This is a genomic window from Thermaerobacter composti (assembly GCF_033582035.1).
Classification (GTDB): domain Bacteria; phylum Bacillota; class Sulfobacillia; order Thermaerobacterales; family Thermaerobacteraceae; genus Thermaerobacter; species Thermaerobacter composti.
The window spans coordinates 2,276,341-2,296,377 of record NZ_CP132508.1 but is presented as its reverse complement, the minus strand read 5'-3'; the positions used below and the strand labels follow the sequence as shown (position 1 = coordinate 2,296,377).

The window sequence follows — 20,037 nt, the reverse complement described above, 5'->3', positions numbered from 1 at the left end:
GAGCCACCGCCATGCACCAGCGGACCACGTCGGGGAACCTGACGTCAAGCCCCACCTGGGAAGGACTGCACGAGTGGCTGCGGAACGCGATCCAGGCGCTGATCCAGGAGGCGCTGGAGGCCGAGGTGACCGAGCTTTTGGGCCGGGTCCGCGACCAGCGGCGTGCCGCCGTCGATGCACCGGCCGGGTACCGGAACGGGTACGGCAAGCCGCGGAAGCTGACCACCCCCATGGGCACCCTGACCCTGCGGCGTCCCCGGGTGCGGGGCCTCGAGGAGCGGTTCGAGAGCCGGATTCTGCCTCTGTTCGTTCGGCGCACGAAGGAGGTCTCGGAGCTGTTACCGGAGCTGTACCTGCACGGGCTGGCCGAGGGGGACTTCGACCTGGCCCTGCGGGGGCTGCTCGGTGAAGAGGCGCCGCTTTCCGCCCGGACGGTGGCGCGCCTGAAGGAGCGGTGGCAGGCGGAGTGGGAGGCCTGGCGGACGCGGCGGCTGGATGAGCTGCAGGTGGTCGACCTGTGGGTGGACGGGGTGTACGTGAAGGCGGGGTTGGAGCGGGAGCGGGGACCTGTGGGTGGACGGGGTGTACGTGAAGGCGGGGTTGGAGCGGGAGCGGGCGGCGCTGCTCGTGGCCGTGGCGGGCCTCGTGGACGGCCGCAAGGAGGTGGTGGCGGTTGTGCCGGGCTACCGGGAGTCGGTGGCGAGCTGGTCGGAGGTGCTGCGGGACCTGCGGGACCGAGGGATGAACGCGCCGCGGCTGGTGATCGGGGATGGGCACCTAGGGATCTGGGGCGCGCTGCGCAACGTCTGGCCGGAAGCGGAGGAGCAGCGCTGCTGGAACCACAAGGTGCTCAACGTGCTGGAGCAGCTGGCCGCACCACGGTATGAAACGGAGCAGTGGGCAGCCAAACATCGAAAGTGTAGACGGCCTCATCCCGGGCGTATCCAGGTGCCCGACCCAGCGGGAGAACGAACACCACCTCTCCGTTGGTGTTGGTGACCTTCTGTAGGCCCAACTCCCGTACGGTCACCACAGGGTCGACCAGCGGAGGGAGCTCACCCTCTGTCATGTCAACGGTCGCCCGTGGCGGGGAACTTTGGGGCCAGCTCGTCCATTGTGACGGTGGGACGGGGTTTGGCCGTCCTGCCTGTGGCATGTCCCGAGCCGAGTGCTCATAGACATGCATCGGGGTCGTCCATCCCGTCCGGTGGCTGGGGACGCCGGACGGGCAGCACGGCGGGAGATCCCAGACACCGGGGGCGGAGAGCCGCCCGCCAGTGGGGGTGTGTTCCATGAGCCGCACGGTGAACACCGTGACGGGGCCGGTTCGTCCGGAGGAACTGGGGAAGACCCTCGTCCACGAGCACTTCGTCTTCGGGTACCCGGGCTTCCACGGGGACCTGACCGTCGCTCCCTACGACCGGGAGCGGGCGCTGCAGGTGGGCCTCGACGTCGCCCGGCGGGTGATGGCCCACGGCGTGCGCACGGTGGTCGACGCCACGCCCAACGACTGCGGCCGCGATCCCGAGCTGCTGCGGGAGATCAGCGAGCGGACCGGCCTGCAGATCATCTGCTCGACCGGCTACTACTACGAGGGCGAGGGCGCGCCCGCCTACTTCAAGTTCCGCTGGGCCCTGGGCGACGCCGAGGAAGAGATCTACGAGATGTTCATGCGGGAGCTGACGGTCGGCATTGGACGCACCAGCATCAAGGCCGGCGTGATCAAGCTGGCCTCCAGCAAGGGGGTGATCACCGAGTACGAGCACATGTTCTTCCGCGCGGCGGCACGGGTCCAGCGCGAGACCGGCGTGCCGATCATCACCCACACCCAGGAAGGCACCATGGGCCCCGAGCAGGCCGAGCTGCTGGTCGGCGAGGGCGCCGATCCCCGCCGCATCATGATCGGCCACATGGACGGCAACACCGACATCGCCTACCACCTGGCGACCCTGGCCCACGGGGTCTTCATCGCCTTCGACCGCTACGGCATCCAGTCCTTCGTCGGCATGCCGACCGACCAGGCCCGCAATGCCCTGGTGCTCGGGCTGGTCGGCCTCGGCTTCGCCGACCGGCTGATGCTCTCCCACGACACCGTCAACTTCTGGCTGGGCCGCCCCGTCACCTGGCCACCCGCCCTCGAGGACCTGCTGGCGGGCTGGCATCCCACCCACCTCTTCGAGGACGTGGTGCCGGCGCTCCTCGAGGCCGGCGTGCGGCCGGAGCACCTGGAGACGATCTTCGTCCACAACCCGGCCCGCCTGTTCGGGGCGGAGGCGTAGCCGCGGCGGGGTGATCGGCCATGCCGTCTCGCCACGACGGGGGCGCGCCGGCGTCCGCCTACGCGGCGCGCCCCTGGCTGAAACTGTACCCGGACGGGGTGCCGGCGGACCTTCCCGCCCCGCGGCAGTCGGCGATCGGCCAGTTCCGGGCCACGGCCCGGCGGGTGGGGCAGCGGCCGGCGATCCACTACTTCGACCGCACGGTGTCCTTCGCCGAGCTGGATCGGCTCAGCAGCGCCCTCGCCACGGCCCTGCGGGATCTGGGGGTGGGCCGCGGTGACCGGGTCGCCCTGTACCTGCAGAACGTGCCCCAGTTCTGGATCACCCTGCTGGCGGCGTGGAAGGCCGGCGCCATCGCCGTGCCTCTGAATCCGATGTTCAAGGAGTCCGAGCTCGAGTACCACCTCAACGATTCGGGCGCCTCGGTGCTGGTGAGCCTGGAGTCCCTCTACGAGGAGGTGGCCCGGGGCGCCCTCGGCCGTACGGGCGTGCGCCACGTGATCACCACCTCGGAGCTCGACTTCCTGGCCGGGCTGGTCGAGGAGCCGGATGATCCCTGTGCCGCCCCGGTCGACGCGGCCGATCCGGTCGGCGCGCACGACGCGGTCGATGCCGCCGATGCCGCATTGCGGCTGGACGCCGCCCGGCAGTGGGGAGGGGCCGAGGCACCTTCGGGGCGGGCCGCGCCTTCGGGGAGCGTCCCGGCGGGTGCCGGGCCGAAGGCGGCGCCGCGGGCGCCGGCGGGGGCCGGGCGGCTGCCGCCGGCGCTGGCCGGTTCGTCCAAGCGGGCGCCCTCCGAGACCCTCGATCTGGTGGAACTCTGCCGCCGGCTGGACGGGGCGCCCGATCCGGGGGCCGAGCCGGCGCCTGACGACGTCGCCCTCCTGACCTACACCTCCGGCACCACGGGTTCGCCCAAGGGGGCGATGAACACCCACGGCAACGTGGCCTACAACGCCGAGGTCTACCGGACCTGGATGCGGCTGGGGCCCGGCGACGTGGTGGTCGGGGCCGCGCCCCTGTTCCACATCACCGGGCTGATCGGCCACCTGGCCGTCGCCGGCCTGGCGGGGATCCCGGTCATCCTGGGCTACCGCTTCGATGCCGGCGAGATGCTGCGCCTGATCGAACGGTGGCGGGGCACGTTCATGGTCGCGGCGATCACGGCGTACATCGCCCTGATGAACCACCCCGACTTCCGGCGCCGCGACCTCGCCTCCCTGCGCAAGGCCTACAGCGGCGGGGCGCCGATCCCCGCGGCGGTGGTCGAGCGCTTCGAGGCCGCGACGGGCGCCTACATCCACAACATCTACGGCTTGACCGAGACCACCTCCCCGTCCCACGCGGTGCCCTACGGCGTGCGGGCGCCGGTCGACCCCGAGTCGGGCGCCCTGTCCGTGGGCGTGCCGGTGCCCGGCGCGGTGGTGAAGGTCGTCGACCTGGACACGGGGGAGGAACTGCCGCCCGGCGAGGTCGGGGAGATCCTCACCAGCGGGCCGATGGTGGTGGCGGGCTACTGGCAGAAGCCCGAGGAGACGGCCCGCGCCCTGCCCGGCGGCTGGCTCCACACCGGCGATGTGGGCCGCATGGACGAGCATGGCTGGTTCTACGTCATCGACCGGAAGAAGGACATGATCATCGCCTCGGGCTTCAAGGTCTGGCCCCGGGAGGTCGAGGACGTCCTCTACCAGCACCCCGCGGTGCGGGAGGCGGCGGTGATCGGGGTGCCCGATCCCTACCGGGGCGAGACGGTCAAGGCGGTGGTCGCCCTGAAGCCCGACTACCCGGGCGAGGTCACGCCGGAGGAACTCATCGCCTTCTGCCGCGAGCGTATGGCGGCCTACAAGTACCCGCGCCAGGTCGAGATCGTGCCCGAGCTCCCGAAGACGCTGACCGGCAAGATCCTGCGCCGGGTGCTGCGGCAGGGGGAGAAACGGGAGGAACCGGGTTCCCGCGGGTGAGACGCCGCGCCGTGAACGGCTCCGGCGTGCCATCCCGGGCCGGCGGGGCGACAACGGCATGGGACGCCAGCCTGCGGCCGGTGCACCGGCCCCGACGGAGTGGGCGATCGTGACCGGCCGCGGGCGGCGGTGTGGGGGCGTGGGACGCCCATCCCGGGCGAGCGGGGCGGTGCGGGAGGAATGGGCCGCCAGCCGGTGAAAGGCACCCTGTGGGAAGGCTGCGATGCCGCGCATCACGACGCTCTTCATCAAGGAGCAGATCGACCCCGAGGGCCTCGCCAGTGCGGCGGCGGTGGTGATCGACGTCTTCCTCTCGACCACCACCATCGTGACCGTGCTCGAGCGGGGTGCGTGCCGCGTTCATCCCGCACCCGGCCCCGACGCTGCCCGGGCCATGGCTCGCCAGCTGGGGCCCGGGACGGTGCTGCTCGGGGGAGAGGAGCAGGGACTGCCCGTGGCCGGGTTCGACCGGGGCCCCTTCCCCCACGAGTACGCGCCGGAAGACGTCGCCGGGCGCACCGTGATCTTCACCAGCACGAATGGCACCCGCGCGATGCACCGGGCCCGCACGGCCCGCCCGCTGTTGCTCGCCTGCCTGCGCAACGCCCCGGCGACGGCCGCGTACCTGCGGCGGGTGAACCCGGAGCGCCTCTACCTGATCGCCTGCGGTTCGCGGGCCCGACTGGCGCTGGAAGACCTCCTCTGCGCCGGGCTGATCGCCGCGCTGTTCTATCGCGAGGGGACGGTCTGCGACGACGCCACCTGGCTGGCCATGGACTTCGCTCGCCGCCACCTGGGTCCGCTGGACGCACTCGGGGAGCGAAGTGTCGGCGGCCACGGGGGTGAAGGCCGCGGCCAGGATCCGGGATCCGGTGGCGCCGGCCGCTGGGGGAACGGCGGTCCCGCCCCCGCGCAGGCCCGCGAGCGGGTGCCGACTCACGGCGAACGCGTTGTCGTTCCCCCGAGCGGACAGGGCGGGCCAGGTGCTCTGGGATGCGAGGCGGTCCGCGCCCTCGTGCCGCCGGCGGCGGGAGGACGCCACCCTGATCAGGAGCCACCCGGCCCGCCTTCGCCACCCGACGCCGGCTCGGCGGGGGCGGTCGCTCGTGCCGCCCTTGCCGTGCTGCGCGTCTCCCGCACCGGGCGGGCCCTGGCCGCCGGCGACCCCGGTGACGAGCTCCTCGCATTCGCGGCCGCGATCGGCGCCAGCTCCACCGTGGTGTGCCTTGAGGACGGCTGGGCTCGGCGGTTGGAACCCGCCGGGTGAGGCAGACGGTCAGGGCTGCACGCGGCGCACGCGCATCGGGAGGCCGTGTTGGAGCCGCAAGGTGGCGGCCGGCGCCGGTTCGACCCGGGCGCCGGGTGCCAGCTCCAGCGAGAACCGCCGGGCGATGACCGCCAGCACCAGGCTCGCCTCGAGCAGGGCAAAGGACTCGCCAATGCAGCGGCGGGGCCCGCCGCCGAAGGGGAAGTACGCGAAGGCGGGCAGTCGGCGTGGCAGGTCGCCGAGCCAGTGCTCCGGCCGGAAGGCGGCGGGTTCGTCGTGGAAGCGCAGGTCGCGGTGGACCACCCTCTGGGACATCAGCACCAGGGTCCCAGCCGGGAACCGGTGGGGACCCAGCGTGAACGGTTCCACCGCCCGTCGGCTGAGGATCCAGGCGGGCGGGTACAGCCGCATGGATTCCCGGAGGACGGCCTGGGTGTAGGGCAGGCGCGGCAGGTCGTCCGCCGTCGGATCGCGATCGCCGAGCACGTCGTGGAGCTCCCGGCGCAGCCGCTCCACCGCGGCGGGGTGCTGTGCCAGAAGATATCACGTCCACGACAGCGCCGCGGCCGTCGGCTCGTGCCCGGCCAGTCGGCTTCCGGGACATCATGGGCTTCACCGTGGTGACCTTCCTGGTGTATGCCGTGATCACGTCGGTGGCGCTCCTGGTGGCGCCGGCGCTTTTCGGGTGAAGGGCCCCCGGGTCCGCTTGCCGCAAGGCGACGCCGAAGTCGGCGGGATCGTCGCCCAGGGCGCGGGCCCGGTCCAGCAGGTGCAGGCGATTTGGGCCCTCTATGGCAGGAATAGTAGGGCCGGATGGGGGTGGAGCCTGCGGAGGGGGTGGAAGCCGGGAACGGGGCACACGTGTCACTTCAACCAGAGGCGGGCGGTCTTGATGCGGGGCCGGGGCATCGTCGTCATGGACAGGCCTTCTCGTCCTTCCTTGCCGGCGGGGCCGCACCCGGGGTGGTCGGTGACAGGCCGGCCATGAATGTCCGACGATTTCACACCATCCCAGGTCGCATCATACGTCATTTCGAGCGTTCCTCCCCATAATGTGGAAGGAATCGTACCCGCTACAGAGTACCACTACCGAGAACATTTACCGAGAACATTCACCAATGGTCTGGTTGATCCGAATTGATACAAGAGTCTGCACCGGTCCCGCCAGGGGCGAGGCCGCGGGCGCAGGGAAGGAGGAGAACCTTCGGACGGCATCGTGGCAGCAATACCTGCAAGCACACCGCCCCGGTGGATGGTCTAGGTGAATGGAGGAAGGGGTGACGAGCAAGGAACGGAGCGAGGGCAGTCAGGGACCGTCGGGACGCAGAGCGTGAAGGCCTATAGGAGGCCTAATCTTTGTGGAACTGGGGGATGGCACCATGCCAGCACGCATGAAACTGTACGTCCTGGACTGCGGCCGGATGCAGATGGACAAGTCGTTGATGCTCGCCGGGGCGACCCTCGCCTCCCGGGACAATCCGAACCGGCCCGCCGAATGGATCGAGTTCCCCATCTACTCGGTGTTCATCGACCACCCCGACGGCAACGTGTTGTTCGACACCGGCTGCAACCCGAACGCCATGGGGCCGAACGGCCGCTGGCCGGAACAGACCCAGAACACGTTCCCCATCGTGAGCGGGGAGGATTGCTATCTGCCCCACCGACTGGAACAACTGCGGGTTCGCCCTGACGACATTCGCTACGTGGTGTGCTCCCATCTGCACCTCGATCACGCCGGTTGTCTGGAGTACTTTCGCAAGTCGACCATCATCGTCCACGATGACGAACTGGCGGGCGCCTTGAAGCTGTATGCCATGCACCAGCGGCTGGGAGCCTACATCTGGGACGACATCGACGCGTGGATCCGCAACGAGCTCCACTGGCGGCCGGTTCGCAGCGACGAGGGCGATCTTCCGCTGGTGGAGGGGATCCAGATCCTGAACTTGGGCAGCGGTCACGCCTTCGGCATGTTGGGATTGCATGTGCAGCTGCCCCACACCGGCGGCATCATTCTCGCATCCGATGCGATCTATTGTGCCGCCAACTACGGTCCGCCCGTTCGGCTGCCGGGGATCATCTACGATTCGCTGGGCTACACCCGCACCGTCGAACGCATCCGCCGGCTGGCGGAAGCCACCCGTTCCCAGGTGTGGTTTGGACACGACGCCGATCAGTTTGCCCAGCTGATCAAGTCCACCGAGGGGTACTACGAATGACAGGCCCGAGGTCGAGGACGCATCCGCGATGCGGAGAGGGGGGCCGGCGTTGAAGACGAGGGCTGCCATCCTCCTCGAGATGGGGCGACCGCGGCCGTATGCGGAATCCCGGCCGGTCGTGGTCGACGAGGTGGAGCTGGAGGAGCCGGGTTACGGGGAGGTGCTGGTCGAACTCAAGGCGGCGGGCATCTGCCACTCCGATCTCTCCGTCGTGGACGGGAGCCGGCCCCGCCCGACGCCGATGGTGTTGGGGCATGAGGCGGCGGGGATCGTGCGGGCGACGGGTCCCGGCGTGACCGCCGTGCAGGCGGGCGACCACGTGGTCTTCACCTTCGTCCCCATGTGCGGGCGGTGCACGTACTGCACCAGCGGCAGGCCCGCCTTGTGCGATCTTGGTAACGCAGCCAATGCGCGCGGCGAGCTCCTGCGAGGCGGTCGCCGGTTCCACCGCCACGGCCAGCCCGTCCACCACCACCTGGGGGTGTCGGCCTTCGCGCAGTTCACCGTGGCGGCCGAGGAGTCGCTGATCAAGATCGACCCCGACATCCCGTTCGATGTGGCCGCGGTGTTCGGATGTGCGGTGATGACCGGTGTCGGCGCCGTGGTGAACACGGCGCGGGTGGAACCGGGCAGTTCCGTGGCGGTGTTCGGCCTTGGGGGCGTCGGGCTGGCGGCGGTGATGGGGGCGGTGGCGGCCGGGGCGTACCCCGTCGTGGCCGTCGACGTACTGCCGGACAAGTTGGAGCGGGCTCGCGCCCTCGGCGCCACGCACACCGTCAACGCCCGGGGTGTCGACGCGGTGGAAGCGGTACGGGATCTCACCGGGGGTGGCGTGGACTACGCCATCGAGGCGGCGGGCAACGCCGACGTCCTGGCCCAGGCCTATCGGGCCACCCGGCGGGGTGGCACCACCGTGGCCGTCGGCCTCCCGCATCCCGCGGCGATGTTGTCCATCCCGGCGGTGACGGTGACGGCCGAGGAGCGCGTGATCCGGGGATCGTACATGGGTTCCGCCGTCCCCCGGCGGGACTTGCCGCGTTTCCTCCGCTTGTTCCGGGCGGGTCGGCTCCCCGTCGACCGCTTGATCACCCATCGCCTTGGCCTCGAAGAGATCAACCAGGGCTTCGACCGGTTGGCTGCCGGGGAAGCGGTTCGACAGCTGGTGCTCCCCGATGCGGACTGAACTTTCGGGCACTCGGCACCGGGAGCGCCTGGTGGCCGAGGGCGAGCACCGGTATCGTGGGGGTGGGGGACGGCCGGAGGACCGGCCATCCGGCGGGAGGCGATAGGATCATGGCTGCTGTTGCGGTTCGCACCCATGGGCTGTTCATCGGCGGCGAATGGGTGGTTCGACCCGAGACCATCGCGGTGTACAACAAGTACACCGGCGAGGTGATCGGTCATGTCGCCCGGGCGACGCGGGAGGACGTGGACCGGGCCGTGACCGCGGCGCTACGGGCCTACCTGGAGAATCCGCTGCCCCCATACCGCCGCTATGAGATCCTCAAGCGGGCCTCGGAGCTGGTCCGGGAGCGCAAGCCCGAACTGGCCCGCACCATCGCCGCCGAGGCAGGCAAGCCCCTCAAAGAGGCGCTAATCGAGGTGGACCGCTGCACCCAGACCCTGGAGATCTCGGCCGAAGAGGCCAAGCGCATCCACGGCGAGCAGGTACCGATTGAGGCCGCCCCGGGGGCGGAGAACCGGCTGGCCTTCACCCTGCGGGTTCCCGTGGGAGTGGTGGCGGCCATCAGTCCCTTCAACTTTCCGTTGAACCTGGCGGCCCACAAGGTGGGCCCCGCCTTGGCGGCGGGCAACGCGGTGGTGCTCAAGCCGGCCACCGCCACGCCCTTGAGCGCCGTTCACCTGGTCCAGGCCCTGGTCGATGCCGGGCTGCCGGCCGGTTACCTCAACCTGGTCACGGGTGCGGGGGGCGAGGTGGGGGAGTGGCTGCTGGCGGATCCCCGCATCGCCGCCTACACCTTCACCGGCAGCGCGGCGGTGGGCGAGCGGATCAAGGCGGCCTCGGGGCTGCGGCGGGTGCTGCTGGAACTGGGCAACAACTCGGCGACCATCGTCTGCGCCGACGCCGACCTGGACCTGGCCGCGGCCCGCTGCGCCCGGGGTGCCTTCGCCAACGCCGGGCAGATCTGCCTGTCGGTGCAGCGGATCTACGTGCAGCGGCCGGTGTACGAGGCCTTCCTGGAGAAGCTGGTGGCGGAGACCCGGAAGCTCAAGGTCGGCGACCCGTTGGATCCGGACACCGACGTGGGGCCTATGATCAGCGAGGCCGAGGCCCAGCGGGCCGAGGCCTGGATTCGCGAAGCCGTCTCGCAGGGGGCCCGCATCGTCTGCGGCGGTGGGCGGCATGGCGCTGTGCTGGAACCCACGGTGCTCGTGGACGTGCGCCCGGACATGAAGGTGGTCTGCCAGGAGGTCTTCGCGCCGGTCGTCTCCGTGGTGCCCTTCGACGACGTGGACGAGGCCATTGCCATGGTCAACGACAGCTTCTATGGCCTACAGGCCGGCATCTATACGCGGGACATCGGCGTGGCCATGAAGGCGGCGCGGCGCATCGAGGTCGGCGGTGTGATGGTCAACGAGATCCCCAACTGGCGGGTGGACCTGATGCCCTACGGTGGCGTCAAGGGGAGCGGCATCGGCCGCGAGGGTCCGCGTTACGCCATCGAGCACCTGACGGACCTGCGACTTGTGGTGTTCAACCTGTAGGGTGGTGTGAGGTGGCCTGCGCCGGGGACATGGCCACTCGAGTATATAGATTTAGGACGGCGAGCAGGTTAGGACGGCGAGCAGGCGTGCATGTGTTCAGCGATGAAGCACGGGACATGGCGGCCGACCCCTGGCGTTGACCCATGGCGTACCCGCTGGCCTCCTCCAGCAGCGCTCGAACCACCGCGGGGAGAACAGTGTCGGACGGAGGACGAGGAGAGCAGCGGCCGACGGAGGCCCCGCCGCGGCGCCGACCGTCGGTCCCCACGCCAGCGCCGGGGGCCGGTCTCGCCGAGACCGGCCCCCGGCCCGGCTCGGGGCATCGGCCGACGAGGGGTGTGGCTTATGGCCAGACAAGGGCTATGCCCTTTGCCCCCCTTTGCCCCCTTTGCCCCCCCAAGGGTTATGCGCTATACACCCGGCGGGCCCATCAACGCTGGGCGGCCGACAGCGCTTGGACGATCTTGTCGATGACCTCCTGCTCTCCCACGCCCGTCAGGAGCGACACCGCCGGTACGACGGGCACGCCGCGGGTATCGCCCACGACCGTGGTCGCCACGATGAGGTCCGTGTCGCTGAGATAGTTGGGAACCTCGGTCACCTTGCACTGGATCAACTCCGCATCGATGCCATGGCTGCGAAGGGCGTTCGCCACCTTCTCGGCCACCACCGTCGACGTCGCGATGCCCGTTCCACAGACGACGAGGACGCGCTTCTTCCGCATCACCCGACCCCCCGTCACCGCGGCCATCCCTGGCGTGCAAGGCACCGATGGATGCGATCCCAGTGTATCACGCAGCTACGAGACCAACTGCATCAACTTCAGGAGAACCCACGTCAGCGGATTGGCACCGTCGCAGATGCTCGAGATCAGCGTGGCGCCCTCGGGCATCTGAAAGCCGCTGGCAATCGCAGCCTCGGTGTGCAGGGGCGCCACGTTCGTGGCGATGAGCAGGCCGACGGCCAGGACCACCGAACCGATGATGACCGATCGAAATACGTTGCCCCGGACGACGGGAATCACCATGGCGACCATGAACGGGATGGTGGCCAGATCCCCGAAGGGCAGGACGTGGTTACCAGGGATGATGACCGCCAGGCCGATGGCGATCGGCACCAGGATGAGGGACGTGGCGATGGCCGCCGGGTGTCCGACGGCGATGGCCGAATCCAGGCCGATGTAGACCATCCGGTGGGCGAACCGCCGCTGCATGAACTGCCGGGCGGCCTCCGAGACTGGCATGAGCCCCTCCATGAGCAAGCGGACCATCCGCGGCATCAGCAACATGACGGCGGCCATCGTGATGCCCAACTGCAAGGTCTTCTGAGCGTTGTATCCGGCCAGCAAGCCGAGGGCGATGCCCAGGACCAGTCCCTGGACCAGGGGATCCCCGATGACGCCGAGCCGGCGCTGGATGGATTCCGGGCTGATGACGACGGATCGGATGCCGGGGATCCGGTCGAGCAGGGCGTTCAACGGCACGGCGATGGGCACGTACGCCGCCGAGAACCCGTGGGGCAACGAGATGCCGGGTGCATCGTAGAACTCCTGGACGGAGCGGGCCGACCAATCGCCCAGTTTCAGCACGATGGCGGCATTGATCGCAGCCGCGATGAGGCCAAGCGGCAGGCTTCCGGTGGCGGCGGCCACCAGGGCGCCCGTGAAGGCGAAGTGCCAGTAATTCCAAAGGTCGACGTTCAACGTCTGGGTGGTCCGCGTGAGCAACATCAGGATGTTGACCCCAAGCCCGATGGGGATGACGAACGCCCCCACTTGTGACGCGAAGGCGATGGAGGCAGCCGCCGGCCAGCCGACGTCCACCACGTCCAGCTGCACGCCGAACCGATCCACCATGGCCTTGGCCGCCGGCCCCAGGTTCTCCACCAGCAGGTTGATGACGAGGCCGATCCCGACGAAACCGACGCCGATGGTCAGACCCGCCCGGAAGGATCGTCCCCATCCGAGGCCAAAGGCTGCCCCCAAGAGCAAGATGATGATGGGAAGCATCACGGAGGCGCCGAGATCGAGGATGTACTGGATCACACCCATGCCCTTCACTCCTCAGGAGGTGATGTGCGGGACGGAACACGGTGCGCATCGGGCCCCATCGCTGCGAAGTGCTCGTCCTGCCGTCTACGCAAGGTGAGGACGACCGGTTCTTCGCTGGGCCATTCGACGTCCCCGTACGTCAACACCTCCCCCTTCCGCACGGGCCGGGCGACGCGGGTCCCCGGGAGCGCCAGGCCCACAGGGAGCAGCTGGTCGCGGCGAGCGCGATCCGCTTCGATGCAGAGGCCGTATACGGTCGTCCCCCCCAGACCGTCGAGGCGATCTCCGGGGCGAAGGTCGCGTTTGGCCACGGCGACGGTCTCCGCCACCGGGGCGCCGAGCGGCGCGATGGTGGGTTCCCCATAGATCGCGGCTCGCGCCACGGACAAGGGCGTTTCCACGCTGGTCAGGTGGTACGGGCGGTAGAGCACGAAGTTGGGGCCCTGGCCCAGGCGGACGTACCGGAGGGTTTCCAGGGATATCGGGTGCTGCGCCCGGAAGATGACGAACACGCCCGGTGCCAAGCCGCGGACGTACTCGACCACGCCGTACCGGTTCAGCACGCCGCCTTCGCTGACGAGGCGGAGTCGATCGACCACGGTGTCGAGGTCGGCTTCGACGCCGTGCATGCCGGGGACATCCGGGACCAGGCCGGTGGCGTTGGCGAGGCACGTCATCTCCACCATCGTCTTCGTTCCGTCGACAAAGGACGCCAGCATCTTCGGGTTCATCCCGCGGCGCACGGCTTCGGCGCGGACGCTCTGCGGGGTGGCAAAGGGGTCGAGGGGGTTGTTCTTCCCCTTCCCCGCGACGAGCACCTCGAAGCCCAATGCATCGCAGAAATCGTAGAGCTCCTTGGTCGCACCCGGCTCGTCACCGGCGGATCCGGTGTACACGACGCCCCGTTGCGCGGCCTGGTACGCGAGCCATGGGCCTACCGTCGCATCGGCCTCGGCGTTGAGCATCACCACGTGCAACCCCGCGGCGATCGCGGCGTCCGCCACCCGCGCACCCGCCTCGGGATCGCCCGTGGCCTCCACGACGGCGTCGAGCGGGCGTTCGAGCAGGCGCTCTGCAGCCACCGTCACACCCGGTCGTTCGCCGTCAGGGGACGGTCCCGCGTCCAGATCGACGATCCCGTCGCGCGCCCATCCCGCGGCGACCAGGGCATCGGCAGCCCGTGCCGGATCGAGATCGCACACGGCCAGCAGGCGTATGCCGCGCATCCGCCCCACCTGGGCGGCGAAGGCCATGCCCATCTGACCCGCCCCGACCAGGCCGACGCGAATGGGTGCGCCGACTCGCTCGCGGTCGTCAAGGTGCCGGTTGATGTTCAGCACCTTCGCGCCCCCCTTCCGTTGTCGCCGGGATCGAGGCCACCCTCTCGACGCGGATCCACATGCCCGGTCGTACGGCGGGCGTCGGCCAGGTCTCCACGCACACGTCGCCGGGGAGCTCGGGTTCGGTTCGTCCGTTGAACTTGATCACCACGTGTCCCAGGTTCTGCAGGTTCTGGTTGGCCATCGACCCGACCGCTGTGATGGTGTACCGGTTCGGCCCGACCCACAGATGCTGACCCGTTTCGAGGGGCGCCCTGTGGTGCCGGGGCTCGTGGATCACGGCGACTTGCCGCAGTTCGGGCGGAGCCGACGGCCCGAAGAGGATCAGGAAGCCGGCGGCGATCAGCTCTTCCGCTTCGGGTCCGAGCTCGAGGACACGGCTCTCGAAGACGGTCATCGCGCTCTCCCACCTGTCCCAGGTTGGCGTCTGGACGTGCCGAATTCAGCGGCAAGGACGTGCCGACGTCAGCGGTAGAGGCCAAAGCTCGCAAGGTAGGCGATGACGACCGCGGCCGGGCCGGTGAACAGCCGGGAGATGAGCACCGCCGGTACGCCGACCTCGATGGTCTCCGGTTTGGCCTCGCCCAGCGTGAGTCCAACGGGCACGAAGTCGCACCCCACCTGGGGATTGATGGCAAAGAGGGCGGGCAGGGCGAGCTGGGGCGGGATGTTGCCCCGTCCGATCTCCACGCCGACCAGGGTCCCGACGACCTGGGCGACCACCGCACCGGGTCCCAGCACGGGGGACAGGAAGGGAAGGCTGCATACCAGGGAGATGAGCAGCAGTCCAGGAAGGGTGCCCGCCAGGGGTTTGATGCCGGCGGCGATGAGGTTGCCGAGGCCCGATGCCAGGATGATGCCCACGAGGGTCGAGACGAAGGCCATGAAGGGAATGATGTTGCGCAGGACTTGTTCGATGGTCTCCCGGCCGGCCTGGTAGAAGATCCCCACCACGCCCCCCACGGCCCGCCCGATGCGCGTGAGCGGGTTGTCCGAGCCGCCCGCGGGTTGGGCCACGGGAGCCGGTGGGTGCACGGCGGCCGCATGGGTGGCCGTGGGGGCTGTCATGGCGGGCGCGGGCTCCGGCTCTCGGGTCTGGGTGGGGACGTCCGCCTCTTCCGCCAATTCCACGCATTCCGCCGTCACGCCGGAGACGAAGTTGTCCTCGCGGATGTATTGCATCAACGGCCCGGAGGGGAAGGTCGGGGTGACGTCGACCGTGAGGACCCCCATCCGCGGATAGACGCCGCATCGCGCGGTGCCGCCGCAGTCGATGACCACACACGCCATCTTGTCGGTGGGGACCGGGTTGTTGAAGGCGTCCACGACGTCGGCTCCCGTCAGCTCGGCGATCTGTTGCGCCACCGGGTGGATGCCCCCACCCGTGACGGAGGCGATGACATTCCGCTCGTCGGAAGGGGTGATCCGCAGGGGACCTCCCCAGCCGCCCGGCCCCTTGCGGACGATCACGGTACGGTACCGGCGCATGACAGTCCTCCTCCGATCCGATGCGTTCGACCCGGTTACGGACTCGTTCTCACGTTCTGGCGACGGGCCAACAACTGGTTGGTGATCAGCTCGGTGACCACGCCACGAAGGAAGATGACGACGACGCCCACGAGGAAGTACCGCAAGGCGAGGGGACCCAGGGGCAGTCCCAGTTGCTCCACGCCCTGGGCGATGCCAAGCCATACGAAGAGTTCGGCAGGGTTGGCGTGGGGAAAGAGGCCGGTGACGGGGTGGACGAAGGAGACGGCGGCGTCGTAGAAGGCGGGTTTGTGGCGCTCCTGCAAGAACCTACCGAATGTATAGGCCATGGGGTTCGTCAGGAAGAACACCGCCAGGACGGGGAGCAGGGTGTAGCGGAGGACCACGTTGCGCGTGATCCGCTGCGCGAAACGCTCCACGCGCTCCTGGCCGATGATGCGGACCAGCGCATTGACGGCCACGAGCAGGCAGATGAGGGTGGGCAAGATGCCTCCCGCGAGGCTGAGAAACACCTCCCCGCCCTTCCGGAACAAGCCGATGAACCACTCGGCGCCATGCGCAAGGACGTCCATGTTGGATCTTCCCCTCGGAAGCGTGTTGCAGGCGGTGCCCGCCTTGGATCATCCAGCGGCCATGCGGGCCGCGATCTGCTGCGCTGCCTCGGCCGCCGCCCTGTGAACCAGGGGGACCGAAGGGTCGGACGAATCCACCGCGGCGAGTTCCCTTGCGTGACGGCCGTTCCACACCTCCTCCCGCTGGAAGCGGGCGAACACCGAGACGCCACGGAGCACCCAGGCGTCGACGATGGTGCCGTGTTCGTCCGCCAGAAGGATGACGACGGCTCCGCCCCGCCAGCCGTGCCGGATGCGGCCGGAACCCAGGAAGCCACGGCTACGGGACGCGTAGATCCGCCGGAGCAGAGTCCGATAGTGCGCGATTTGGCGGTACGTCAGCAGAGCCTGGACGGCCCAGGCGCCGGCCAGCGCCACGAGGACTCCTTGCCAGTCGACGGGCACACCGACGCATCCCCCTCTCGCCGTCCTCCCCACGTCCACCGGGTTGCAGCAGGGTGCGAGGGAACCCGGTGCGCGGGCCATTACAAGTGAATTGGTAATGAACTTTTGTGTTCACAGGGTTCGCCGCTTTCCGTCGATCTCCTTCTGATGGGCGCGGTTTTCGTGCGGCCACGGATACCTTGCCAACGGTCCGGGGTTCAACCATTTGATATGGTATAGTTACAGTTGATCTGCATGGGCCCCGACGGACCACCCCCGGAACCGGGACGAGGGGGAGCGGAGGTGTGAGCATGGGCACCCAGGTGCTGGGAGTCGACCGGGCACTGGCCCGCTGGATGTACGAGACCATGGTGCTCATCCGCCGCTTCGAGGAGGCTGCGGAGAGGCTCTTCTACGCCGGGCGCATCCACGGCACCATGCACCTGTACATCGGCCAGGAGGCCGTTGCCGTCGGCGTCTGCGCCGCGTTGGAACCGTCCGACTACATCACGAGCACCCATCGGGGACACGGACACGCCATCGCCAAAGGACAGGACGTCAACCGGATGATGGCGGAGCTCATGGGCAAGGTGTCGGGATACTGCCGGGGGAAGGGCGGCTCCATGCACATCGCCGACATCGAGGTCGGGAATCTTGGAGCCAACGGCATCGTCGCCGGCAGCCTGGGGATCGCCTGCGGGGCGGCCCTGGCCTTGAAGATGCAGGAGCGGGCGCAGGTGGTGGTGGCCTTCTTCGGGGACGGGGCCGTGCACGAGGGCGACTTCCACGAGGCGCTCAACCTGGCCGCGATCTGGAGGCTGCCGGTGGTCTTCGTGTGTGAAAACAACCAGTACGGCATGTCCGCTCCGGTGGAGCGGATGCTGGGCAACCCGCGAATCCACGAGCACGCCCACGCGTACGGCATCCCGGGGCTCCGGGTCGACGGTTGCGACGTGCTGGCCGTGTACGAAGCGGCCCGGCAAGCGGTGGATCGGGCCCGCCAGGGGGAGGGGCCCACCCTCGTCGAGGCCGTCACGTATCGGTACCGGGGTCACTCCCGGAGCGACGCCCAGCGCTACCGCACCCGGGAGGAGGTGGAGCGCTGGAAGGCCCGCGATCCCATCCCCGCCTTCCGCCGGCATCTGGAGGCCCACGGCTTCGAGGCCAAGGAGTTGGATGCGCTGGAAGCCGACGTCATGCAGCGGATCGATGCGGCGGTCCGATACGCCGAGGAGAGCCCGGAACCGGATGCGGCCGACCTGCTGGCCGACGTCTACGCAGAGTGACGGACGTTGCCTCTACGCAAGGGACGGAGGGTGAGGGGCGTGCGCGAGCTCACGACGGCCCAGGCGATCCGTGAAGCGCTAGCCGAGGAGATGCGTCGCGATCCCCGGGTCTTCCTGTTGGGGGAGGACATCGGGATCTATGGCGGTGCGTTCGGGGTGACGAACGGGCTGCTGGAGGAGTTCGGCCCGGAGCGGGTGCGGGATACCCCGATCGCCGAGTCGGCCGTGGTGGGGTGTGCCATCGGTGCGTCCTTGCTGGGGATGCGGCCGGTGGTGGAGATCCAGTTCTCGGATTTCATCACCAACGCCATGGACGCCATCGTCAACCAGGCCGCCAAGATTCGCTACATGTTCGGAGGGAAGGCGCGGGTTCCGATCGTGGTGCGCACGCCGGGGGGAGCCGGGACGGGGGCGGCAGCCCAACACTCGCAAAGCCTCGAGGCGTGGACGGCCCATGTCCCGGGTCTCAAGGTCGTGATGCCCTCGGACCCCGCAGAGGCCAAAGGCCTGCTGAAGGCAGCCATCCGCGACGACAACCCGGTGATCTTCTACGAACACAAACTGCTGTATCGCGTCAAGGGTCCCGTGCCGGAGGAGGACTACACGATTCCCATCGGCAAGGCTCGCGTGGTCCGGCCGGGGCGGGACGTCACCGTCATCGCCACATCGTACCAGGTGCAGCGCGCCCTGCAGGCTGCGGAGCTCCTGGCGGCGGAGGGAGTGGACGTGGAGATCATCGACCCGCGAACGCTGCTGCCCCTGGACCGGGACACCATCGTCGGGTCGGTGGCGAAGACGGGACGGGTCGTCATCACCCACGAGGCCGTCGAGCACGGTGGCGTCGGTGCGGAGATCGCAGCCGCCATCATGGAGAGCGAGGCCTTCTACTACCTGGATGCGCCGCTGGTTCGGGTGTGCGGGAAGCCGGTGCCCATTCCCTGCAACAAGCGGCTCGAGGAGATGGCCCTACCCCAGGTGGCGGACATCGTCGACGGGGTGCGGCGGGTCCTCGGCGTCGCCGCGGGGGGTGTGGCATGATGGAACCCGTGATCATGCCGGTCCTGGACATGACCATGGAACGGGGGATCATCCTTCGTTGGCTCAAGAAGGAAGGCGATCCGGTGCGGGCCGGTGAGCCGCTCTTCGAGGTGGAGACGGACAAGGCCGACATCGAGGTCGAAGCGCCAGCCGACGGGGTTCTGGCTCGGATCGTCCATCCGGAGGGCGCCGAGGTGCCGGTGCGGGAGATCGTCGCCTACATCGCGGCCCCCGGCGAGCGTTACGACGACGACCGCCAGAACCCGCCCCAACCGCAGGCCGACGTCGACCCCAGCGCGCGGTCCGATCCGGCCCAAGGAGCGGCCCAAGGAGAGGTCCATGGAGAGGCCCGGAAAGGCGCACCGGAGGTTCCCGGCGGTGCGGCACTCGGTCGTAACCGCATCCGGGCCACGCCTGCGGCGCGGCGGCGGGCTCGGGAGCTCGGCCTGGACCTGGCCCGCGTCCAGGCAGGCGGTCGTGGCGGTGTGATCCGCCTCGCGGACGTCGAGGCCGCGGCCGCGACCATGGCCGCGACGACGAAAGGGGAGCCGGGCCCGCGGGGGCGCCAGGGAGGGGGTCGGGTGGACGCGGTTTCACCGACGCCCCGCGACGCTGAGCATGGCGCGTTCCGCCCACCCGCTCCGGAGCCGGAGGACGACGGCGTGGAACGCATCCCCGTGTCGGGCAACCGCAAGGCGGTGGCCGAGCGGATGGTGCAGAGCGCCCGCATCCCCCAGGTGACCTTGTTCGCCCGGGCGGATGCCGAGGCGATCCAGGACTTCCGTCGTCGGCTGGAACCCGCGGTGGCCGAGGCCACCGGCCAGTCGCTCTCCTATACGGCCCTGTTTGCCTTCGCGGTCGCGCGAACCCTGCCCCGCTTTCCCGATCTCAACGCCCACTGGCGAGACGGTGAGATCTGGCGTTTTCGGTCGGTGCATCTCGGGATCGCGGTGGCCCTGCCGGCGGGTGGCCTCGTGGTACCGGTCGTTCGCCACGCAGACCGGCGTCCCCTGGCAGAGCTCGTCAAGGCCGTGGCCGATGTCACCTCGCGGGCGCGGGAAGGCCGGTTGAAACCCGACGAGATCGGGGGCGGGACGTTTACGCTCAGCAACCTGGGCATGTTCGGGGTGGAAGCCTTCAACGCCCTGCTGAACCCGCCGCAGGTCGGGATTCTCTCCGTAGGGACCTTCGTGAAGGAGCCGGTGGGAGGCCGGGAGGAATCGTCTGCAAGGCACTGGTTGACCCTCGGCCTGACCTTCGACCATCGTGCCCTTGACGGCGCCGACGCGGCGCGATACCTGCGGTTTCTCGTGGAGACGCTGAGCGATCCCTGGCGGTTGTTGGTGTCGTAGCGCACGAAGCCTTGTGGGAAGCGGCGGAAGCGGCGGGT

General features: G+C 69.3%; 19 protein-coding genes and 1 pseudogene. 12 read left to right on the top strand and 8 right to left on the bottom strand.

Going from position 1 to position 20,037, the window contains the following annotated elements:
• Window positions 1-11: 11 nt before the first annotated feature.
• The 5 genes and pseudogenes from Q5761_RS12435 to Q5761_RS09330 all read left to right on the top strand — a co-directional run.
• A pseudogene (locus tag Q5761_RS12435) lies at window positions 12-533 on the top strand (transposase); the annotation flags it as partial.
• Between the two features lie 40 nt (window positions 534-573).
• Window positions 574-999, top strand: coding sequence for a transposase (locus tag Q5761_RS09345; protein ID WP_318750387.1), 426 nt, complete (start codon window positions 574-576; stop codon window positions 997-999).
• Between the two features lie 293 nt (window positions 1,000-1,292).
• A complete protein-coding gene (locus Q5761_RS09340; protein WP_318750386.1) occupies window positions 1,293-2,279 on the top strand; it encodes a phosphotriesterase-related protein in 987 nt (328 codons plus the stop codon).
• A 20-nt stretch (window positions 2,280-2,299) separates the two neighbouring features.
• Entirely contained in the window at window positions 2,300-4,240 is a 1,941-nt protein-coding gene (locus Q5761_RS09335) for an AMP-binding protein (protein ID WP_318750385.1), read from the top strand.
• A 223-nt stretch (window positions 4,241-4,463) separates the two neighbouring features.
• Window positions 4,464-5,507 carry a 2-phosphosulfolactate phosphatase gene (locus Q5761_RS09330; RefSeq protein ID WP_318750384.1) on the top strand — a complete coding sequence of 348 codons (1,044 nt, stop codon included), beginning with the start codon at window positions 4,464-4,466 and terminating at the stop codon, window positions 5,505-5,507.
• 9 nt (window positions 5,508-5,516) lie between these two features.
• Here Q5761_RS09330 and Q5761_RS09325 read toward each other — a convergent pair whose 3' ends face one another.
• Window positions 5,517-6,023, bottom strand: coding sequence for a cytochrome P450 (locus Q5761_RS09325; RefSeq protein WP_318750383.1), 507 nt, complete (start codon window positions 6,021-6,023; stop codon window positions 5,517-5,519).
• 14 nt (window positions 6,024-6,037) lie between these two features.
• On the opposite strand from Q5761_RS09325, the gene Q5761_RS09320 reads away from it, so the two are divergent.
• The 4 genes from Q5761_RS09320 to Q5761_RS09305 all read left to right on the top strand — a co-directional run bounded on the left by Q5761_RS09320 (window position 6,038) and on the right by Q5761_RS09305 (window position 10,450).
• Window positions 6,038-6,196 carry a hypothetical protein gene (locus tag Q5761_RS09320; RefSeq protein WP_318750382.1) on the top strand — a complete coding sequence of 53 codons (159 nt, stop codon included), beginning with the start codon at window positions 6,038-6,040 and terminating at the stop codon, window positions 6,194-6,196.
• A 690-nt stretch (window positions 6,197-6,886) separates the two neighbouring features.
• The gene (aiiT, locus tag Q5761_RS09315; RefSeq protein ID WP_318750381.1) at window positions 6,887-7,723 is read left to right on the top strand and encodes a quorum-quenching N-acyl-homoserine lactonase AiiT; all 837 of its coding nucleotides are present in this window, start codon (window positions 6,887-6,889) and stop codon (window positions 7,721-7,723) included.
• A 49-nt stretch (window positions 7,724-7,772) separates the two neighbouring features.
• The gene (locus Q5761_RS09310; RefSeq protein ID WP_318750380.1) at window positions 7,773-8,906 is read left to right on the top strand and encodes a zinc-dependent alcohol dehydrogenase family protein; all 1,134 of its coding nucleotides are present in this window, start codon (window positions 7,773-7,775) and stop codon (window positions 8,904-8,906) included.
• Window positions 8,907-9,016: 110 nt separating this feature from the next.
• Entirely contained in the window at window positions 9,017-10,450 is a 1,434-nt protein-coding gene (locus tag Q5761_RS09305) for an aldehyde dehydrogenase family protein (protein WP_318750379.1), read from the top strand.
• 430 nt (window positions 10,451-10,880) lie between these two features.
• Here Q5761_RS09305 and Q5761_RS09300 read toward each other — a convergent pair whose 3' ends face one another.
• From Q5761_RS09300 to Q5761_RS09270, 7 genes are all read right to left on the bottom strand, one after another.
• The gene (locus tag Q5761_RS09300; protein ID WP_318750378.1) at window positions 10,881-11,192 is read right to left on the bottom strand and encodes a PTS sugar transporter subunit IIB; all 312 of its coding nucleotides are present in this window, start codon (window positions 11,190-11,192) and stop codon (window positions 10,881-10,883) included.
• A gap of 57 nt (window positions 11,193-11,249) precedes the next feature.
• Window positions 11,250-12,500, bottom strand: coding sequence for a PTS galactitol transporter subunit IIC (locus Q5761_RS09295; protein WP_135224147.1), 1,251 nt, complete (start codon window positions 12,498-12,500; stop codon window positions 11,250-11,252).
• Window positions 12,501-12,505: 5 nt separating this feature from the next.
• The gene (locus Q5761_RS09290) at window positions 12,506-13,840 is read right to left on the bottom strand and encodes an NAD(P)H-dependent oxidoreductase (protein WP_318750377.1); all 1,335 of its coding nucleotides are present in this window, start codon (window positions 13,838-13,840) and stop codon (window positions 12,506-12,508) included.
• Window positions 13,815-14,237: a PTS glucitol/sorbitol transporter subunit IIA gene (locus Q5761_RS09285; RefSeq protein ID WP_318750376.1), complete on the bottom strand. Its 423-nt coding sequence runs from the start codon at window positions 14,235-14,237 to the stop codon at window positions 13,815-13,817. Before Q5761_RS09285 ends, Q5761_RS09290 begins: the two co-directional genes overlap by 26 nt.
• Window positions 14,238-14,305: 68 nt before the next feature.
• On the bottom strand, window positions 14,306-15,328 hold the full coding sequence (locus tag Q5761_RS09280; RefSeq protein WP_318750375.1) for a PTS glucitol/sorbitol transporter subunit IIB: 1,023 nt from the start codon (window positions 15,326-15,328) through the stop codon (window positions 14,306-14,308).
• A gap of 35 nt (window positions 15,329-15,363) precedes the next feature.
• On the bottom strand, window positions 15,364-15,900 hold the full coding sequence (locus Q5761_RS09275; protein WP_135224143.1) for a PTS glucitol/sorbitol transporter subunit IIC: 537 nt from the start codon (window positions 15,898-15,900) through the stop codon (window positions 15,364-15,366).
• 48 nt (window positions 15,901-15,948) lie between these two features.
• The gene (locus Q5761_RS09270; RefSeq protein ID WP_167758808.1) at window positions 15,949-16,344 is read right to left on the bottom strand and encodes a transcriptional regulator GutM; all 396 of its coding nucleotides are present in this window, start codon (window positions 16,342-16,344) and stop codon (window positions 15,949-15,951) included.
• A 290-nt stretch (window positions 16,345-16,634) separates the two neighbouring features.
• On the opposite strand from Q5761_RS09270, the gene pdhA reads away from it, so the two are divergent.
• The 3 genes from pdhA (at window position 16,635) to Q5761_RS09255 (ending at window position 19,999) form a co-directional block, all read left to right on the top strand.
• Window positions 16,635-17,609 carry a pyruvate dehydrogenase (acetyl-transferring) E1 component subunit alpha gene (gene pdhA, locus Q5761_RS09265; RefSeq protein WP_318751642.1) on the top strand — a complete coding sequence of 325 codons (975 nt, stop codon included), beginning with the start codon at window positions 16,635-16,637 and terminating at the stop codon, window positions 17,607-17,609.
• Between the two features lie 90 nt (window positions 17,610-17,699).
• The gene (locus tag Q5761_RS09260) at window positions 17,700-18,647 is read left to right on the top strand and encodes an alpha-ketoacid dehydrogenase subunit beta (protein ID WP_413084597.1); all 948 of its coding nucleotides are present in this window, start codon (window positions 17,700-17,702) and stop codon (window positions 18,645-18,647) included.
• Window positions 18,644-19,999: a dihydrolipoamide acetyltransferase family protein gene (locus Q5761_RS09255; RefSeq protein WP_318750373.1), complete on the top strand. Its 1,356-nt coding sequence runs from the start codon at window positions 18,644-18,646 to the stop codon at window positions 19,997-19,999. Before Q5761_RS09260 ends, Q5761_RS09255 begins: the two co-directional genes overlap by 4 nt.
• Window positions 20,000-20,037: the final 38 nt, after the last annotated feature.